This is a genomic window from Pseudoalteromonas phenolica, from assembly GCF_001444405.1.
Classification (GTDB): domain Bacteria; phylum Pseudomonadota; class Gammaproteobacteria; order Enterobacterales; family Alteromonadaceae; genus Pseudoalteromonas; species Pseudoalteromonas phenolica.
The window spans coordinates 2,467,329-2,484,684 of sequence record NZ_CP013187.1 but is presented as its reverse complement, the minus strand read 5'-3'; the positions used below and the strand labels follow the sequence as shown (position 1 = coordinate 2,484,684).

Annotated in this window: 14 protein-coding genes; 9 read left to right on the top strand and 5 right to left on the bottom strand. The window is 40.6% G+C overall.

The window, feature by feature from the left end; genetic code table 11:
* Positions 1-13: 13 nt before the first annotated feature.
* Positions 14-1,219 (top strand): low temperature requirement protein A, encoded by a 1,206-nt coding sequence (locus PP2015_RS10840; protein WP_058030340.1) that lies wholly within the window; start codon positions 14-16, stop codon positions 1,217-1,219.
* A gap of 72 nt (positions 1,220-1,291) precedes the next feature.
* The gene (locus PP2015_RS10835) at positions 1,292-2,296 is read left to right on the top strand and encodes an acyltransferase family protein (RefSeq protein ID WP_058030338.1); all 1,005 of its coding nucleotides are present in this window, start codon (positions 1,292-1,294) and stop codon (positions 2,294-2,296) included.
* Positions 2,297-2,388: 92 nt separating this feature from the next.
* Here the strand turns inward: PP2015_RS10835 and PP2015_RS10830 are convergent, their stop codons facing one another.
* The gene (locus PP2015_RS10830) at positions 2,389-4,605 is read right to left on the bottom strand and encodes a TonB-dependent receptor (RefSeq protein WP_058030337.1); all 2,217 of its coding nucleotides are present in this window, start codon (positions 4,603-4,605) and stop codon (positions 2,389-2,391) included.
* 494 nt (positions 4,606-5,099) lie between these two features.
* On the opposite strand from PP2015_RS10830, the gene PP2015_RS10825 reads away from it, so the two are divergent.
* Entirely contained in the window at positions 5,100-6,326 is a 1,227-nt protein-coding gene (locus tag PP2015_RS10825; protein WP_227009246.1) for a Xaa-Pro dipeptidase, read from the top strand.
* Positions 6,327-6,374: 48 nt separating this feature from the next.
* On the opposite strand, the gene PP2015_RS10820 is transcribed toward PP2015_RS10825, so the two are convergent.
* Positions 6,375-6,818: a hypothetical protein gene (locus PP2015_RS10820; RefSeq protein ID WP_058030335.1), complete on the bottom strand. Its 444-nt coding sequence runs from the start codon at positions 6,816-6,818 to the stop codon at positions 6,375-6,377.
* Positions 6,819-7,160: 342 nt separating this feature from the next.
* Between PP2015_RS10820 and PP2015_RS10815 the strand changes: the two genes are divergently transcribed.
* The 3 genes from PP2015_RS10815 (at position 7,161) to PP2015_RS10805 (ending at position 12,645) form a co-directional block, all read left to right on the top strand.
* Positions 7,161-8,198, top strand: a complete 1,038-nt coding sequence (locus PP2015_RS10815) for a tetratricopeptide repeat protein (protein WP_058030334.1) — start codon at positions 7,161-7,163, stop codon at positions 8,196-8,198.
* A 321-nt stretch (positions 8,199-8,519) separates the two neighbouring features.
* Positions 8,520-10,964 (top strand): TonB-dependent receptor, encoded by a 2,445-nt coding sequence (locus PP2015_RS10810; protein ID WP_058030332.1) that lies wholly within the window; start codon positions 8,520-8,522, stop codon positions 10,962-10,964.
* 406 nt (positions 10,965-11,370) lie between these two features.
* Positions 11,371-12,645 (top strand): hypothetical protein, encoded by a 1,275-nt coding sequence (locus PP2015_RS10805; RefSeq protein WP_083496568.1) that lies wholly within the window; start codon positions 11,371-11,373, stop codon positions 12,643-12,645.
* Positions 12,646-12,734: 89 nt separating this feature from the next.
* On the opposite strand, the gene PP2015_RS10800 is transcribed toward PP2015_RS10805, so the two are convergent.
* Together PP2015_RS10800 and PP2015_RS10795 are read right to left on the bottom strand one after the other, a co-directional pair.
* Entirely contained in the window at positions 12,735-13,400 is a 666-nt protein-coding gene (locus PP2015_RS10800) for a DUF1826 domain-containing protein (RefSeq protein ID WP_058030331.1), read from the bottom strand.
* A gap of 281 nt (positions 13,401-13,681) precedes the next feature.
* The gene (locus PP2015_RS10795; protein WP_058030329.1) at positions 13,682-14,029 is read right to left on the bottom strand and encodes a winged helix-turn-helix transcriptional regulator; all 348 of its coding nucleotides are present in this window, start codon (positions 14,027-14,029) and stop codon (positions 13,682-13,684) included.
* Positions 14,030-14,133: 104 nt separating this feature from the next.
* Between PP2015_RS10795 and PP2015_RS10790 the strand changes: the two genes are divergently transcribed.
* The 3 genes from PP2015_RS10790 (at position 14,134) to PP2015_RS10780 (ending at position 16,576) form a co-directional block, all read left to right on the top strand.
* Positions 14,134-14,901, top strand: coding sequence for an SDR family NAD(P)-dependent oxidoreductase (locus PP2015_RS10790; protein WP_058030327.1), 768 nt, complete (start codon positions 14,134-14,136; stop codon positions 14,899-14,901).
* A gap of 35 nt (positions 14,902-14,936) precedes the next feature.
* A complete protein-coding gene (locus tag PP2015_RS10785) occupies positions 14,937-15,587 on the top strand; it encodes a cupin domain-containing protein (protein WP_058030326.1) in 651 nt (216 codons plus the stop codon).
* 80 nt (positions 15,588-15,667) lie between these two features.
* Positions 15,668-16,576 (top strand): sensor domain-containing diguanylate cyclase, encoded by a 909-nt coding sequence (locus PP2015_RS10780; protein WP_058030324.1) that lies wholly within the window; start codon positions 15,668-15,670, stop codon positions 16,574-16,576.
* Positions 16,577-16,598: 22 nt separating this feature from the next.
* Here PP2015_RS10780 and PP2015_RS10775 read toward each other — a convergent pair whose 3' ends face one another.
* Positions 16,599-17,255, bottom strand: coding sequence for an NAD(P)H-dependent oxidoreductase (locus tag PP2015_RS10775; RefSeq protein WP_058030322.1), 657 nt, complete (start codon positions 17,253-17,255; stop codon positions 16,599-16,601).
* Positions 17,256-17,356: the final 101 nt, after the last annotated feature.

The following is a 17,356-nucleotide window of genomic DNA, read 5'->3' as shown; positions in this document are numbered from 1 at the left end:
ACAGGTATAAAAAATGGCTTTAGACAAACACCCAATGTGGAAAGCGCCACAGCATCATATGGACAGTGACCATCAACATGATCATGTTCATTGGATTGAATTATTTTATGACTTAATCCATGTGGTCATTATATTCTTGCTCGGTAATTACTTGAGTGACCATTTAAACCCCATTGGTTTTGCAATTTTTACTGGGGTATTTATTGCAATCTGGTTTGCTTGGGCAGATTCCAGTGTCTTCAATTCCCTCTATGTCAGTACCGACATCAAACACCGTTTTATTATGAGCAGCCAAATTGTCACTGCTATGGTTATGGCGGCTTCGATTCCCCATATTCATGATAAGGGGTGGATGTACTTTGCTCTTGCCTACTCAGCGAACCGCTTTATAACTGCCTATTTATATTATCGAACCGATAGGTTGGGGATTGAAGAAACTGTATTGGCAAATAAAGTCAGTAAAAATTTTGCGGCTTTGACGGTTATTTTTGCAGTTAGTGCGTTGATTCCAGCCCCTTATAACTACCTTTTATTTGCTCTTGGCATCATCAGCATTCAGCTTTTGTACATGCTACCAAAAATAGGTGTTTTAGAATGCAGTCGGTTTTTACCCCGCCTTGGTCATATGTCAGAGCGATTCGCGTTACTTGTGTTAATTGTGCTTGGAGAAGGCTTTTTTAAGTTGGTGATCACCTTATCTGAGAAAGGCATTTATAAAGTAAGCCCTGATGTTTTAGTTAACTTCATTTTTGGTGGGATCTCTGTATTTGTTTTATGTTGGATATATTTTGATTTTGTAGGCAATGGTAAGCCTAAAAATACAAAAAAATGGACGCTTGTAAGCTGGTGGCTGGCCCACTTATTGGTTATGTTGGCTGCCGTAATGATAGGTGTAGCCTTATCAGGAGAAGTTAAAGTCGGGTTTTGGGAGCCTTACCCACTTAAATATGCAACGATCGGGTGTATCGGTCTGGCTGTTTATTTGCTCAGCTTACTTTGGATACAAAAGAATATCGAGTATCGAGTCGCACATCGATTTGCGACAGCCAAAATTCGATTCCTAGGCGTTTTTTTAGCGATGATCACTTTGGTTGTTGTGCCATTTGTGCCTGCTTTAATTGGTAATTTGTTATGGGGCAGTGCACTGTTTTCGCAAATCGCCATTCCAGTCACAAAAGCTTATGTCACTTTTCAAAAAGAAGAAGCGTCTGAGCCCTAATAATAAAATGACAAAGGCTGTTAATTTCGTTAGGGTTTTTAGCTGAAACTTTATAAAAATAATAATATTAGTTTGCAGATCAGAAGACTTAACACTATACGCGCGCTTGCGGCCATCATTGTACTAATTACTCACTTTAGTGATAAGACCGATTGGTTGGGTGGCATTTTAGGAGGGCGAGCAGGGCAGTACGGCGTCATGCTGTTTTTTATGTTAAGTGGGTTTTTAATGGCGTACTTGTATGCCGACAAGCCATTTAATACGGTCAAGGTTAAAACTTATTTAATGGCGCGTATTGCCCGGGTTTTACCTTTGTATTTGTTAGTGGTGCTGGTGTCATTTGGCACGCTACAGCTTGGGTTTCAAAGCTTATATAATATCCCTGATGGCAGTGCCATGGTCTCACATTTGTTGTTTTTAAAAGGCGACAGTGTACTTTGGACTATTGCTCCCGAAATCCATTTTTACCTGCTTTTTGTATTGCTCTGGGGCATTGCACAATGGCGTTTTGGCTACGTACATTTACTCGTATTTATTTGTTTACTCGGACTGTTTTTATCTAACTTTCCAAGGCCAATAGGGCAATTATTTGAGCTTGCTTATGACCTGCATATTTTTAGAAGTCTGCCGTACTTTTTAGTGGGAGTGCTATTTGGCTTACATTACGATAAAGCTCACATTCCTGATTATTTAAAAAGCCATGGCTTTGTTTTAATGCTCGGAGGCATTGTATTACTTTACCCTGATCTAAGCCCTGTACGATTTAATAGTGTGTATCGTATGTGGCTCAGTTATGAAGTGTTACTGATGATGTCGGCTATTTTCTTTGCGTTGGTGTATTTAGTACCCGATAAAAATGTGATTTTAGAAAACAAACTAGGCGACTTTCTTGGCAAAATTTCGTTCTCTTTATACTTGCTACATATGCCAATATTGACGCAAGTGGTTAAGTTAGAGATTTCAATATTAATGCAGTTGTGGGTATTTATTGGCTTATCTGTTCTGGCGGCGACACTCAGTTATCAGCTGCTCGAAAGACCTGTTGCTAAGCTGATTAGGTGCAGAGTACAACCTTAATTATCGGTAGCGCCGACTTTATATCGGGTGACATTAAATTATAAAAACAAACGGGGCACATGGCCCCGTTTTAGTATTAGCTTAATTGCGAATTAGAATGTTGCGCGATAGCGTACACCAAATTCACTTGCATCATTGCTCTTGATCACAAGCAGGTAATCACCAGTATTTAAGCGTGCATCATCATAACGCTCATCAAAGATATTACGACCGTATAGTGATACATCCCAGTTTGCGTTTGCAGGCGCGTAAGAGATATCGAAGTTCACTGTTGTGCGGCTATCAACTTGCGTCATGCGAAGTGGATCTGAGCTAGGCTCACCGTACATGCTGTCACGGAAAGATACGTCAAAGCGGCTTGTTACTGTCGCGTTGTTTTCAAGTTCAAACGTGTAAGAAGGGCTAAGTGATGCAGTCCACTCAGGTGTAAGTGGTGCAACTGGTTTAATGCCATTTTGCTCTTCAACGTCCACGTCCATAAAGCCGAAGCTTGAGTGAAGTGTGAAGTTATCAGTTACGTAATACGTGCTTTCAAATTCAACACCACGAGAGGTTTGCTCAACGATCAGGTTATTAGTATCAAAACCTGTCTCTGTTGACGTGTTTACTTGGTAAGGTAGGTCGTCATACTCGGTGTTGAAGAATGCCACACTCATGCTGAAATCATCTGTTAACTGGCCTTTGAAACCTGTTTCGTAGTTGATTGCACTGATGTTATCACTCGCCATAAATGCGTTGTTTGCACGTACAATTGCAGCGGCTTCTGGATTATCAAAACCACCTGCACCGAAGAATTGACCGATTAAGAAGTAAGGACGCGCAGGGTACTGGCCTGATTGGTAACCAGTTTGTACTGTACCGTACCAGTTTAGACCGTTTTCAAACGTGTAGTTTGCAGCGACTTCATAAGACACTTCGTCCCATTCACGGCTTGAGTGAATTGTACCTACTGGGTCAAATACGTTTGTAGAAGCTGACTTTTCATCTTCTGTATAACGCACACCGCCAGATAGACGTAAGTCGTCAGTTGCATCGTAGCCCACGTTTACGAATACAGCGCGGCTTGTCGTTTCTTGGTCAAGCTCAAGTTTTGTTGGGCCGCCATTAAACTGTGCTTCAGTGTCGCTTTGACGGTTGCTACCTTCTTCGTTAAACCAGTAAACACCCGTTACGAAGTCAACAGAGCCTAAATAACCTGTTAATTGTAGTTCAACAGAGGTTTGATCAGCTGTACCTCGCTCTGGGTAGTGGTCTAGTTTTACCGCTGTGCCATCATCATCAAGACCTGCTTTGTATTCTGATGAACGCTTAGAGAAGATGAACTTAGTACCTAGGTCAGCGTTGATGTCGTATTCAGCCGTTAAAGAAATGCCGTTTGCTTTGTTTGAAACGGTAGCAGTTTCGATTGTGCTGGTTGCATTGTCATATGGGTCAGATGCAACGTCAGCGTTTGTTAAACCGCTTTGCGCTAAACGACCGTGAGGTAGTTCGTCAATTAAAGTTGTGAATGGGCGTGTACCACCTTCACCATCGTTTGCATCAGCTGTGAACACAAAACGTAAGTCTTCGCTTGCATTGTATTTTACAGAAAGACGACCGTGGAATTCTTGGTTTTCGCCCACATCGTATTCTGCATTTGGTAAGTTGATGAACTCACCTAAACCACCGCGACGGTTAAAGCCCATGTTAAAGTTAAACGCTAAATCTTCGGTCACTGCTTGGTTGGTGAAGATGCTGCCTTTTAAGCGACCACGAGTACCCACTTCAGCACTTACTTTTGTGACTGCAGCTTGATCTGGCTGTTTAGTGATGATGTTGATTGCACCACCGATTGAGTTACGACCGTAAAGTGTGCCCTGAGGACCACGTAATACTTCGATACGTTCGATGTTTGCTAGGTTCCAGTTTTGACCTACTTGGCGACCTAAGTAAACGCCGTCAACGTAAACACTTACGCCTGGATCTGTAGTGATAAGGTGGTCTTGCAGACCAATACCACGGATGAACGGGTTCGCAGATGAGTTGTGGCCTGCTGAGAAGCCTGTGATATTTAAGTTAGGAACAAACTTGCCTACATCAGTGATGTCAGAAATACCTTGTGAATCAAGGTCATCACCTGAGAATGCACTCATCGCAATTGGCACTTCATAAATAACTTGCGAACGTTTAGTTGCTGTTACTGTGATTGCTTCGATTTTTTTGTCTTCAGCTTTAGCTTCGTCAGCCATTACTGAAGTTGAAGAGAAGCTGGTCAGTGCAAATGCCATCGCCGCAGCGATAGGAGATAAATTGCGTACAGGGGTGCTCATATTTATTCCTCAAGAAACTGTGTTTTAAATCTCGTGTGTGTGTTGGTTTCTTGCGAGGTGACTCGCCAACCTAATTGAATAACAGACATTTGTCTTCTAAATACAAAACACGCGCGCACAAAAACGCCATCACCTTAAAAGGGCGATTGCTTCCATGACAGATAGTTTTAGAAATAAGAAGGACAGCGATGTGCTGCTATTCGGTTGGGAGGGCATTATAGGGGAAAGAGTAATAATTCTGCAATAATAAATTAGATTTTATTCTCAAAAGAGGGTGTTTAGTTAAATAATTAAGCTGGCTATGTCGCTAAATTGGAAATTTCCGTACCTTTTTTTAATATAAGTTAATGGTTTTATAAAAGTCGCAAAAACTCGCATTAACAAACACTTTATGAATTAATAGGATGTGTGAAAACAAAAAACACTTAAAACAACAAGGGCTCCTGATGAAACTCACCTCAATTGCGCTGAGCATATTCGCTTTTACAGCGAGTATGTCAGCATTAGCCGAAGACTTAATTATTCATGCCGATGCGGCACTCGATGTTAAAACAGGCAAGCTAATTAAGCCTGTTACGCTTGTGGTTGATGACAATAAAATCTCTGAAATTAAACGCGGTCATTCAAAAGTATCGGGAGATTATAAAGTCATTGAATTACCGGGACATACATTGTTACCAGGGTTATTCGATATGCATGTTCACTTAACCAGTGATTCTCAAGTTCATGGTTATAAACGCTTACAACGCACTTCTCAACGTGCTGCGATAACAGGCGTACGTAACGCAAAACGTACCTTAGAGGCTGGGTTTACATCAGTACGTAACTTAGGTGCTGTGGGTTATTCAGATATTGCGTTAAAACAAGCAATTTATGATGGTGATGTGCCGGGACCACGCATTTTTGCCTCGGGCCCGTCGCTGGGTGTGACTGGTGGGCATTGTGATAACAATTTATTGACCCATGAACATGCTGTAACAGCTAAAGGGGTTGCTGATGGCCCTTGGGCGGTGCGTGCCAAAGTACGTGAAAACATTAAATTTGGTGCCGATGTGATTAAGTATTGTGCAACTGGTGGTGTACTTTCTAAAGGCACTAAAGTGGGGGCGCAGCAATATACTCAAGAAGAAATGGACGCCATTGTTTCAGAAGCACATTTACGCGGCTTAACTGTTGCAGCCCATGCTCATGGCACTGAGGGTATAAAATCAGCAATCAAAGCGGGCGTAGACTCGGTAGAGCATGTGAGCTTCTTAGATGATGAAGCTATTATGCTTGCCAAAAAACACGGCACTTATTTCTCAATGGATATTTACAACACAGAGTATATTTTAGGTGAAGGCGAGAAAGCCGGTATCTTAGAAGAAAGCTTGAATAAAGAACGTGTTGTCGGTGCTAGGCAGCGTGCGAGTTTTGGCAAAGCGGTTAAAGCGGGTGTAAAAATGGTATTTGGCTCAGATGCGGGTGTTTATCCTCATGGTGACAACGGTAAACAGTTTAGCCGTATGGTGAAATTTGGTATGACTGAGTTGCAAGCTTTACAAGCGGCGACGATCACGCCTGCAACTTTGCTCAAACAGGACCAAAAGCTTGGTTCGTTAGAGGTTGGCAAGTATGCCGATTTTATCGCCGTTAAAGGTAACCCGTTAGAGAATATTTCAGTGATGGAGCAAGTGAGCTTTGTAGTGAAAGACGGCGAAATTGAGGTTGATAAAAGGTGATTTTTAGGGAAATATTTTGCCCCGTAAAATAATTACGGGGCAGGCTCATTAGATAGAAAGCTTAGTGTCTGATGTTAACTCTTCAGACTTTTTATTTAGTAGTTTTTGACAGCTTTTAATTGGCTGCTTTTTTAAAACAAGCGGTTGCCATTCTTTCTTGTTGAAACTTGAGCTACTTGTATGCTCGGCGGCCACGTAATATCGAACACAAGGCTCAAACGTTAACTCGACAGTTTTATTATTATATTGTGCAATTGCACTTCCCACAGTTTGACTTGGCTTAGTTGTAGATAAGTTCAACTGAACTTTACCCGGTTTAACTGTTTTTCTAGCATGATTATCTAAGCTAGACTCGCCATTAATGCCAATAATATTAACACTATATAGGTTTTTCTTGGCTGTTTGATCTAAGTTACCTGATACTTCTGACCAAGGCTGAGTTGCACATGCTGACGTGAGTAAAGTTGCTAAAATTATTGCTGCTTTTTTCATAATTATTCCTTCTCTATCTAAAAACATAAATAATGCATAAATGACAATATATCCATATGGTTAAATTTGCAACATTATTTATGATGTTAAGCTTATTTAGAACGCTAAATGCTTCTAATTATTACAACAAACGAAAAGTGATTTTGAACTAGGTGATGTATTTGTTGATACTTATTATGCTGTTGAAGTTTCGGTTAAACTTTTATTTTTAATGTAATAATTTAGAGTGAAAAAAGAGGGTTAGGTTTAAACTCTAAATTTAACATATATTTACACTTTATCTGCTATAGTCAGCTTAAAATTATTTAAGATAGTGTTGGTTCATCTTATCAAGATATTATTATGACTATATCGCGCTTTGTTTTAACTCTCTTTTTGAGTACCTTTATTTCACCTGCTTTTGCAGAAAAAGCAGTTCAAAATGATGAATATCGAATAAATGAGGCTGCTTATTTTCTTAATTCGAACCCTAGAAAAGCATCATTGTTACTCAAAAAAATTGATCCAGTTAAATTAAAAACTGACGAGTTAATTATCGAGTATCACCATTTATCAATACTGGCATCTTTATTACTTCACGAAGAGCAAGCATCTGAGCCTTCATTTGCACTTCTTTTTAGTATGGTAGAGAGCAAATCTTTCCAAGATAAACGATTTAATATTCTTTATAACCTTGGAGTATGGCTAAGGCGCGGTGGCTATTACTCTCAATCTGAAAGCGCTTTATTGTGTGCTTTGAGAAGTGCAAATAATGCCGCTGATAAGATGAAAACACTCAATAGTTTAGGTGGTATTGCTCGTCATTATGGTAAAAATATTCAGGCTCAGGATTATTTTCAGCGTACACTTGAGCAAGCTAAGAAGGTGGAGAACAGTAAAGCCATTGCAATTAGTAATAATAATTTAGGCGTTATGGCTTTTGAGTTTAACCAAATTGAAAAGGCAAATGGCTTTTTTAAAGTGGCATATCGTAATTTCCAGATCAGTCAATATGAAAGCGGGGAGTTAAATTCGGGTATAAATTTATTATTTACTTTTGCTCTTTTAGAAGATCATGACATGTATAACCGCGCATTGCCTAGAGTGAAAGAATTAGTCGACAAATACAATAGTGATGCTAAAAATGCCTATTTTGCATGGGTAAATGCTTTCAGCGAAGTTCAACTCAGTGGGTATAAGCATACTACAGTGCAAAGAGGTGTCTTAAAGCAAAAATTTGAAAGTATTGATGAGGCAGGACTGCAAAGGCTATTACAAAAGTATATTGCTAAGCCGCTCGAGATAGAAGTCGCGTTATTACCTAAAAAAGCTTTAGGAACAAAATCATTGTCCATCGAAGCGCGACCTTGGCTAAAAAAAGCCATTGAATGTAATTTTTAGTCGTAAATTGAATTCAGCATATTCATTCTCAAATGTTATTAACTCCCAAAATCAAGAGTAAGTGTGAAACTTGAGAGACAGTTGTTGAATCTTGATTTAATTTTCCCACTTAAATAACTCATATATTTATAAGTCTTATAGTTGTACCTTAAAGGTGTAAAAAAGTTAATTTATTCCTACTTAAAACCCCATCTATAAACTTAAAACTTACAATGGTGATTTAATTTTGAACGAATAAAAATATTCCTTAAATGATCATTGCAATGATAATTGTTTTTATTTAGCCTGTGCGCGATTTGAAACTAGAGCACATATTGCAACATGAAAAAATTTAGCTTATCTCTCATCGCAGCCGCCTGCGCGGTTTCACCCCTCACTTATGCGCAAGCAAAAGTAGACACAAATAAAAACTCGGCTACAGATAGCTCTGACATTGAAGTGATCAGCGTTTATGGTCGTCAAAACCAAGTCGTTATGAATTCTGGTTTAGCGACTAAGTCAGATATGTCACTGATGGAAACACCTGCGGCGGTTGTGATTGTTGATAGTGAACTCATCAACGCACAAGGCGTTTCAAATCTTCAAGATCTTGTGCGCAATATCAGTGGTGTAACGCAAGCAGGCAACAACTATGGTATTGGTGATAACCTAGTGGTGCGTGGCTTAGGTGCCAATTATACCTATGATGGTATGTATGGTGGTGCAGGGTTAGGCAACACTTTTAACCCAACACGCTCGTTGACCAACGTTGAGTCAATTGAAGTATTAAAAGGCCCTGCAACAGGCTTATATGGTATGGGCAGTGCTGGTGGTGTGATCAATCTGATTGAAAAAAAACCAGAATTTGTAGAGCAACATAGTTTAACCACTGAGCTTGGTCAGTGGAACACATACTCTGTAGAAATGGACTCAACTGCTGGTATTACTGATGATTTGGCGTACCGTGTGCTAGTTAAAACAGAGCGCAGTGATGGTTATCGTGATTTAAGTAATGATAGAGATGAAGCGTATGTCAGCTTTAAATATGAGTTCAGTGATGCGCAAGACATCATGCTTTCAACGGCATATATCAAAGATGCCATTGCGGTTGACTCAATTGGTCATCCAATCCGGATTTACAATGCTGAATCTGTTAATGGCAAAACCGCAGGTGAAGCCAGCTGGCAAGATTTAATTAATGATCCTGAAGGCAATGGTGTGCAATTATCGGATGCCCAGCGTCAACAACTTGCAAACTCATTGGCAACTAATGATGGCTTAACGCCTTACACATTTGGCCATAACGGTATTATTTCGCCAATGGCAAAAGACAATGAAGGCGAAGAGTTACGTGTAAAGCTGACGCACAATATTGCTTTCAATGATGACTTGACCTTAAACCACCAACTGCAATTCCGTAACTATGATTCTGGCTTTGCTCGCCAAACCGGTGCGTATAACTATGTATACTGGAACCGTCGTGGCACCATCAATGCTGATCCGCGTGCACCTTTAGTGGTTGATGATGTACTTTATCCTTATGCTGCCCGTCGTCAGGAATATCGTAAAGTTGAAGCCGAAGAGCAATCTTGGCAGTACTTTGCAGATCTACGTTATGACTTTACGTTAGGCAATGTTGATAATGAGTTTTTAGTCAACGCAAACTACGAAGATCGCGATATCCGCTTTAAGCAATATTCAATCTATGATGCTGACAAAGTCATTAAGAACTCTGATGGCGAAGTGATTTACGAAGGTAAATTACCTTACATATTTGATATCCGTAATCCGAACTGGGCAACTGGCAGCTTTGAAGATCACGATCCGTTAAAAACCAGTGATTACAATAAAACAGTGAATGCGTGGGGCTTAGGCGCACAGCATGTTGCTTATTTTGAAAATGGCATTACAACGCGAGTGGGTGTGGCGTATAACCGTATTAAGCAAAGTTATGAGCACTTTGGTGTAGATGCAAGATATCGTGCAAGTGCTGCAGAGCCGACGCCAGAGCAAGATACCTCAGATAGCGGCTTAACGTTTAATTTAGGCGCGAGCTATAAGTTTACTGATGATGTATCGATGTTTGTTAACCATGCCAAAGGTCGTACGGCATATAGCGTACTGGGGACCATTTACGGCAATGAAAATGACCGTGAAGATTCAGAGTCAATCTCAAACGATATTGGCTTACGTGTTAAAGCATTTGATGATCAACTTGTCGCTTCATTCATCGTTTTTGAAAGCAGCCGTACTAATTTAGAGTATGCAAACCCGGATTATGAAGAAGGGGTGTCGGCCGCGAGCGTACCAAAGAGCTTCTTTGATGGGAAAGAGCAAACTAAGGGTGTAGAGCTTGATTTAAACGCAGTATTAACTGATGAGTGGAAGCTTAACTTTAACGCGGTTTATCAAGATGCACGTGATAAGAAAGATCCAAACCGCGATTCATTCGATACACGTCAAAAAGGTGTGCCTTATGTGACGGTAGGTAGTTGGGTTACTTACTCAAAAGAACTGTTTGATCTCGCTGAGCCGATTAACTTCAGTTTAGGTCACAAGTATGTAGATAACCGCAGCACGCACTCTACTTCGTTCGGTATTCCTGACGGATATGTGCCAAGCTACAGCATATTTGATGCCGGTGTGAGTTACAGCAACGACAACTGGAAAGTCCAAGCGAATATCTACAATTTATTCGACAAAGTGTATTACAACAAAGCTATGTTCTTAGGCGGTATGCCAGGAGACGAGCGCAATGTGAAATTAAAAGTAACTTACGCTTTCTAATTCACTGAACTGAGTACGACTAAGAGCGCTTCGTCGCTCTTTTTTTATGTTTTTGATTAAACCTTGAGCAAACAGTCAACTTGGGTTTAAGCGACTGAAAATTGAGCTTTTAGAGAGATTAAAGTTACAGTGAATTTACGATGTATGATCGGTTACGCAAAATAAAATATCAAGCTTATGATTTTTATCACATTTAATTGTATAACCTTGGCTTCTCACCTTCTTTTATAGCTATGCTAAACAGCACAAATTTTCTTATCATTTACATTGTTTACGAGTTTAAACAGCCTTTAAATTCTTCGCTTACATCACTAGCAGTTTTGCAATTTTCCCTAATTTGAATACACAAAGAGAGTAGGCTAGGCTTGCGCGAATTTTGTTACTCTCACCTCGGAAATTCGCTTTTATGTCTCTTTTTTCACCTCGTTTTTCGGCCTGTACGATGGCACTTTTTAGCACCACTATGGTGTCGTCATTTTTTGTATCAACTTATGTTGAGGCTGCAGGCAATACAGCTAATACTGAGCTTGAAAAGTTAGAGCAACAAATCGCTGTGTTAGAGCAACAAGTTAAACAGATCAAAGCGCATAACAGCAAAGAGGTGGTGGTAAATGCTGCCCCAGATATTCATGTCGGTGGCGCTATTCGATTTAACTACAACATGGTGTCGTATGATGATGACAACGAAAAGCGTGGCGGCGATATCGACTTTGATTTAGTGCGCTTGAATTTCTCAGGCGACATTGCCGATGTTGGTGTAAATGCAGAGATCCGCTTTTTAGATTATATGCGCGTGGTTAAGTTTGCCTATCTTGATTATGACTTCAGTGATGATTGGCATGGCCAACTGGGTTTAGCGCCAGTGCCATTTGGGAATGCACCACATAGTGGCTTTCATAGTTACTTTATGAGCCCTAATTACTTTATTGGCTTGCAAGAAGATTATGATTTAGGACTGGTACTCAAACATAAGGCAAGCGAAAACAGCGTATTAGACATCGCATTTTTCAAAAACGACGAACATGGTGGCGTTGATGGCGGTGCTGAAGAGCGCAAAGATCGCTATTCAGTCGATGCGTTAGGGATTAGGTTAAATGGTGAAAACATCCATGATGCACCGACAACGACTTTAGCTGAATATAACACACTAGTGGGTCGTTATACTTATCAACTTAAACATAAGTTTGGCACAAGCCATGTGGGTTTTTCAGCGCTTGATGGCGGTTTGCATGATGGCGTGAGTCGTATAGGCGACCATACTGCTTGGGCGCTGCATGTTTCAACGCATATCGGCCAATGGCGCGTGCATTTACAACATACTCAGTATCAATATCACATAGATGATGTGACACAAATCGTTGTAGGTGCTAACTCTATGTATGACACCATCGCCAGTGAGGCGACCAGCACTAATCTTACTGTGTCTTATGATTTATCGGTAGATATTGGGCCTATTTCCCAACTGAGTTTCTACAACGATTTTGGCACCATTTACAACAAGTCAGATGATACTGCCAATACGTGGATGAATATTACAGGTATGTCGATATCAGCAGGGGCGTTGTTTACTTATGTTGACTTGGTTCATGCGAAAAACCAGCCCTTTGTTGGTGGTTCGATTGCTGGCAACAGTGATGATTTTGAGAGAAGGCTGAATATTAACGTGGGTTATTACTTCTAAAAACGTCTAATCTAAGAGATTTATCGCTCTTAATTGTTTTATAAGAGCGATAAGTACCACGCCAAATTTGAGAAAATTAAGCAAAAAGCCTAATCAATCAAATCAAGCGTCAGCAATAAACGTTTTTTACCTTCGGCCAATTTTGGAGAACGGTGAACTAAGCCTTTACCTTCATTACCTGCCCAACCTTCGCCTTTTAGCAAGGCTACATCGCCGGCTTCGAGTGTTTGAATGGCATTTTTCACTGTCATAATACCTGACTGTTCGTCATCAAGTCCTTGGCTGCCCGCACCAAGTTTTGAGCGGTCAACATGTTCGTTAAGGAGCCATTCTGTGGCTACGCCTTCAAAAGTGGTAACTAAGCGACAAGGGATTTTGTCGACATGAAATTTTGGGCACATTGCTTTGTCTAAAACCGACAAACGCACACCAGCGCGTTTGGCTTCGAACAACGTACAAAACATATCGACTAGAACTGCGATGTGATCACACAGAGCTGGACTTGCTTTCAAGGCACGATGGCTGCTGCTTAATTGTTCAAATGCATGTTCAGGTTCAGCGGCAATCACTTCTTGAAGGCTTGGCGCGTTTTCAATGATGTATTGGGACTCTTTTAAAATGTTAGAAGATAATGTGTGTTGCCAAATCGCAATATTGATGTGTTCGTTGTAGATGTCAGTGAGTATTTGAAACTCGTCAGACACAGAGACGCTTGATACTACTTCAAGCTGCTCAGCGGTATTTGAGTAAGCCATGTTAATTTACAATTTAAGTGACGGTAGCTTGATTGTAATGTTATAGAGTATCAATTTCTAGTTGCGATTTGTCCAACTCATCACTTCAATGCTTATACGTATCTTTAAACTATGATTTTACTCGCCTTTTAAATAATACCAATCCTCAATAATACTCAATCATTTTGAGGGATTAAAACTGACGCTAACTTCGTTGATAATTTCTTATTTAGAACAACTAAATAGCAAAATACTCTCCTCGTTATCGACAAGTTTTTCTTGCCTCAAAATAGAATGCTTAATTAAGAGGATTGGTATAAATCTATCTCAGATTGTAAGTTTTCTAACTGCTCAAGAATGGCTAAAAACTTTTCGCCAAACGGGGTCACTTGATATTCAACGCGAGGAGGCAGTTCGTTGAATATTTGCTTTTCTAAAATACCAAACTCGACATTACGTTTGAGACATTGATTAAGCACTTTAGTAGTTAGCCCTTCAACTTGACGGACCATTTCACCGGGGCGATTTATCCCTTCATCTAATAATTGATACACAGTTAAAGACCATTTACAGCCATAAATGGTTTCGACCATACGGGCGCTAGATTGAGGCGCTAATTTTCTTGGAAATATTTTTTCGTTTGCTGTCATAAAGATGTACCAAAAAGTACCTACCTAACCAAATTGTGCTTACTATTCAGAGGCTTTTCGTAAAATTAATATTATCACGACTTTTACAAACAAGAGATGTGATTATGAAACTTTCAAATGCAGGCACAGTGATGATTATTGGCGGTTCTAGTGGCATGGGCTTCGCGACAGCAAAGACACTATTAGAACTTGGACTTAATGTAGAAATTTTAGCGAACAATGCAGAAAAACTCGATAAAGCCGTCAGTGAGCTGAGCGGTCTAGGTCAGGTCATCGGCACACAAATCGATTTATATGACATTGATGCTGTACAGGCACTTGCAAGCAAAATTACAGCATCGTCGACACACTATGCTTACTTAGTGAATGCGGCAGGCTATTTTTCCCCCTTGGCTTTTGTTGAGCACTCTTTAGCTGATTACAATCAATACCACGATTTAAACAAAGCAACATTTCTACTGACTCAAGCGGTGGTCAAGAATATGCAAAAAGCGGGTAGTGGTAGCATTGTAAATATTGGTTCTATGTGGGCAAAGCAAGCCATCAAAGCCACGCCTTCGTCAGCTTATTCTATGGCAAAAGCAGGCTTGCATGCTTTTACTCAGCATTTGGCGATGGAACTTGCGGATGACAAAATTCGCGTTAATGCGGTGTCTCCGGCTGTGGTTAAAACCCCGATTTATGGCTCTTTTATTGCGCCTGAAGACATAGACTCTACCTTAAACAGTTTTAATGCATTTCACCCAATAGGACGAGTGGGTGAGCCAAATGATATTGCGAACAGTATCGTCTTTTTATTATCGGACGATGCAAGTTGGATCACAGGCAGCATTTTAGATGTGGATGGCGGTGTGATGGCGGGAAGAAATTAATACATTGAGTACCTTTTGCTTTGTAGGAGACAAATATGCTGAATATGAATTTTCTAGAACGTTTAGTGATAGAAACAGCCGACATGCCATGGCAGCCTAGCCCTTCTCAAGGTGTGTGGCGTAAACCTTTAGAGCGTGAAGACAAAGAGTCAGGACATACCACAAGTATTGTGAAATATGACGCGGGCTCTGCTTTTAAGCCACATCCTCACCCTATGGGTGAGGAAATCTTTGTGCTAGAGGGCGTGTTTTCTGACGAGTTTGGTGATTACCCTGCAGGGACCTATATCCGTAATCCGCCAAACAGCGTTCATGCACCATTTAGTAAAGGGGGCTGTGTTATCTTCGTTAAACTTAATCAGTTTGATGAACAAGACACCGAAACGATAAGAGTGAACACCTTAGAAAACCAGTGGCAACAAGGGCAGGGTAACTTGCAAGTCATGCCGTTACATAGCCATGTTCATGAACACACTGCATTAGTGAAGTGGCCTGCGGGCGAGCAATTTGTGCCCCACAAACATTTTGGTGGTGAAGAAATACTAGTCTTAAGAGGTGAGTTTATTGATGAACAAGGAAGGTACCCAAAAGGCACATGGTTACGCAGTCCTCACATGAGTGAACATCACCCCTTTGTGGATCAAGAAACCATTATTTTAGTCAAAGTGGGTCACTTGCCTGTTTGACATATTATGCAATTGAACCTTGAGTCTGATAAAGCTTGTCTATAATTAAGTGTATTGTTCTGACTCGAGGTGCGCGTTTAATGGCAGAGATCCAAATTCCTTTTGAAGAGATCATGGATGAAACTGCCGTTGCTGTCGGCATGATGGACAAATATTTTGTGTATCAATACTGCAACAATAAAATGGCTGAACTACTTGGGTTGCCCGTTAAATCAATCTTAGGCCGCAAGCAGTCTGAAGTGATTAGCGAGATGTATGCAAAGTCAGTGGGTGTAAAAATAGACTCAGATGACTTAAAAGCCTGGTTAGAAAATGTCGAGCGAATGCAGTCAAGCACAACTGAGCGGCAATTTATAACGGATACCGTTGATGGACGATTTTTCAAAATGCAGCGAATGACACTTTCAGATGGCGGCCATGTTGTATTGGGTATGGACATCACTGAACTAGAGGTGGCCAAACAACAATTGACTCAGTTAAATGAGGTATTACATGAGCAGGCCACAACCGACGAACTCACAGGGCTGAGTAATCGCAGAGCTTTGTTCGACAAAGTGACGATAGAATTTAATAGAGCAAAGCGTTTACTTACGCCCTTATCTCTACTCATTCTTGATATCGATTTTTTCAAAAAAGTAAATGACAACTATGGTCACCCAGTGGGTGATAGGGTGATAAGTCAGGTAGCCGATGTGCTACAAAAAGAAGTACGAGAATACGACTTAGTAGGTCGACTTGGCGGCGAAGAATACGCCGTTGTGTTACCTAATACGGATGCAAAGCAAGCGGGTGTCGTTGCAGAACGCATGCGCCTATCAATAGAGAATACAACCATTGAGGGCGAGCAAATACATATTAAAGTGACTTGCTCCTTTGGTGTGGCAGAGATTTGTGCAAGTCATAATGATGTTGACGATGTGTTTTTATCCGCCGACAAAGCACTTTACAAGGCAAAGCAAAACGGTAGAAATAAAGTGGTAGTCGCCTAATTAACGACTACCAAAATAGCATTTAAATCACGCTAATGACTGCTTCACGAGGCAAACGCGCTTTAGGCAAGCCATGGTTCCAGTCTTCACCGTCTTTATGGTAACCAATTGCAAGGGCCACTTCACAGATATGTCCGTCTAGCTCTTCTTTAAATAATTCGCCCAATAGCTCAGAGTCAACGCCTTCCATTGGGGTAGAGGCAATCCCCATTCTGGCAAGTACATGCAGTAAATTACCCAATGCTAAATACACTTGCGCTTTTGTCCAAGCACCGTTGTAACCTGTCTCATCGGTGTTCATTTCTGCAAAAGCATAAGCGCCCATAAAAGTGTCATACATTTCAGCAGGTAAATGGCCAGAACTCACCTCGGCATCGACACGTTTACTGAACTTTTCTTTCGTAAACTGAGGGTCGTATGCTAATAGAATCGTATGCGAAGCTTCTTTGGCATGAAGCTGATTAAACTGATGCTTGTTGGCAAAGCTATCATGCAGTTTTTGTTTTGCTGCGTCGCTTTCAATAACGACAAATTTCCAAGGCTGAGAGTTTATAGATGATGCCGACAAGCGAAGTGCTTCGAGAATCGTATTTAAGTCATCGTTTGAAACTTTCTTCGTAGCATCGTATTTTTTAACGGTATAGCGGCGGTTTAAATCTTCAATAATCTGTTGTGACATAGTGTCTCCAATTCGGTTGAATGGGTTATTGGCGATTATTTTAACTTGAGCTTTAAAAATGATAATTGCTTATACAGATGAAACACTTTCAATAAAAAATT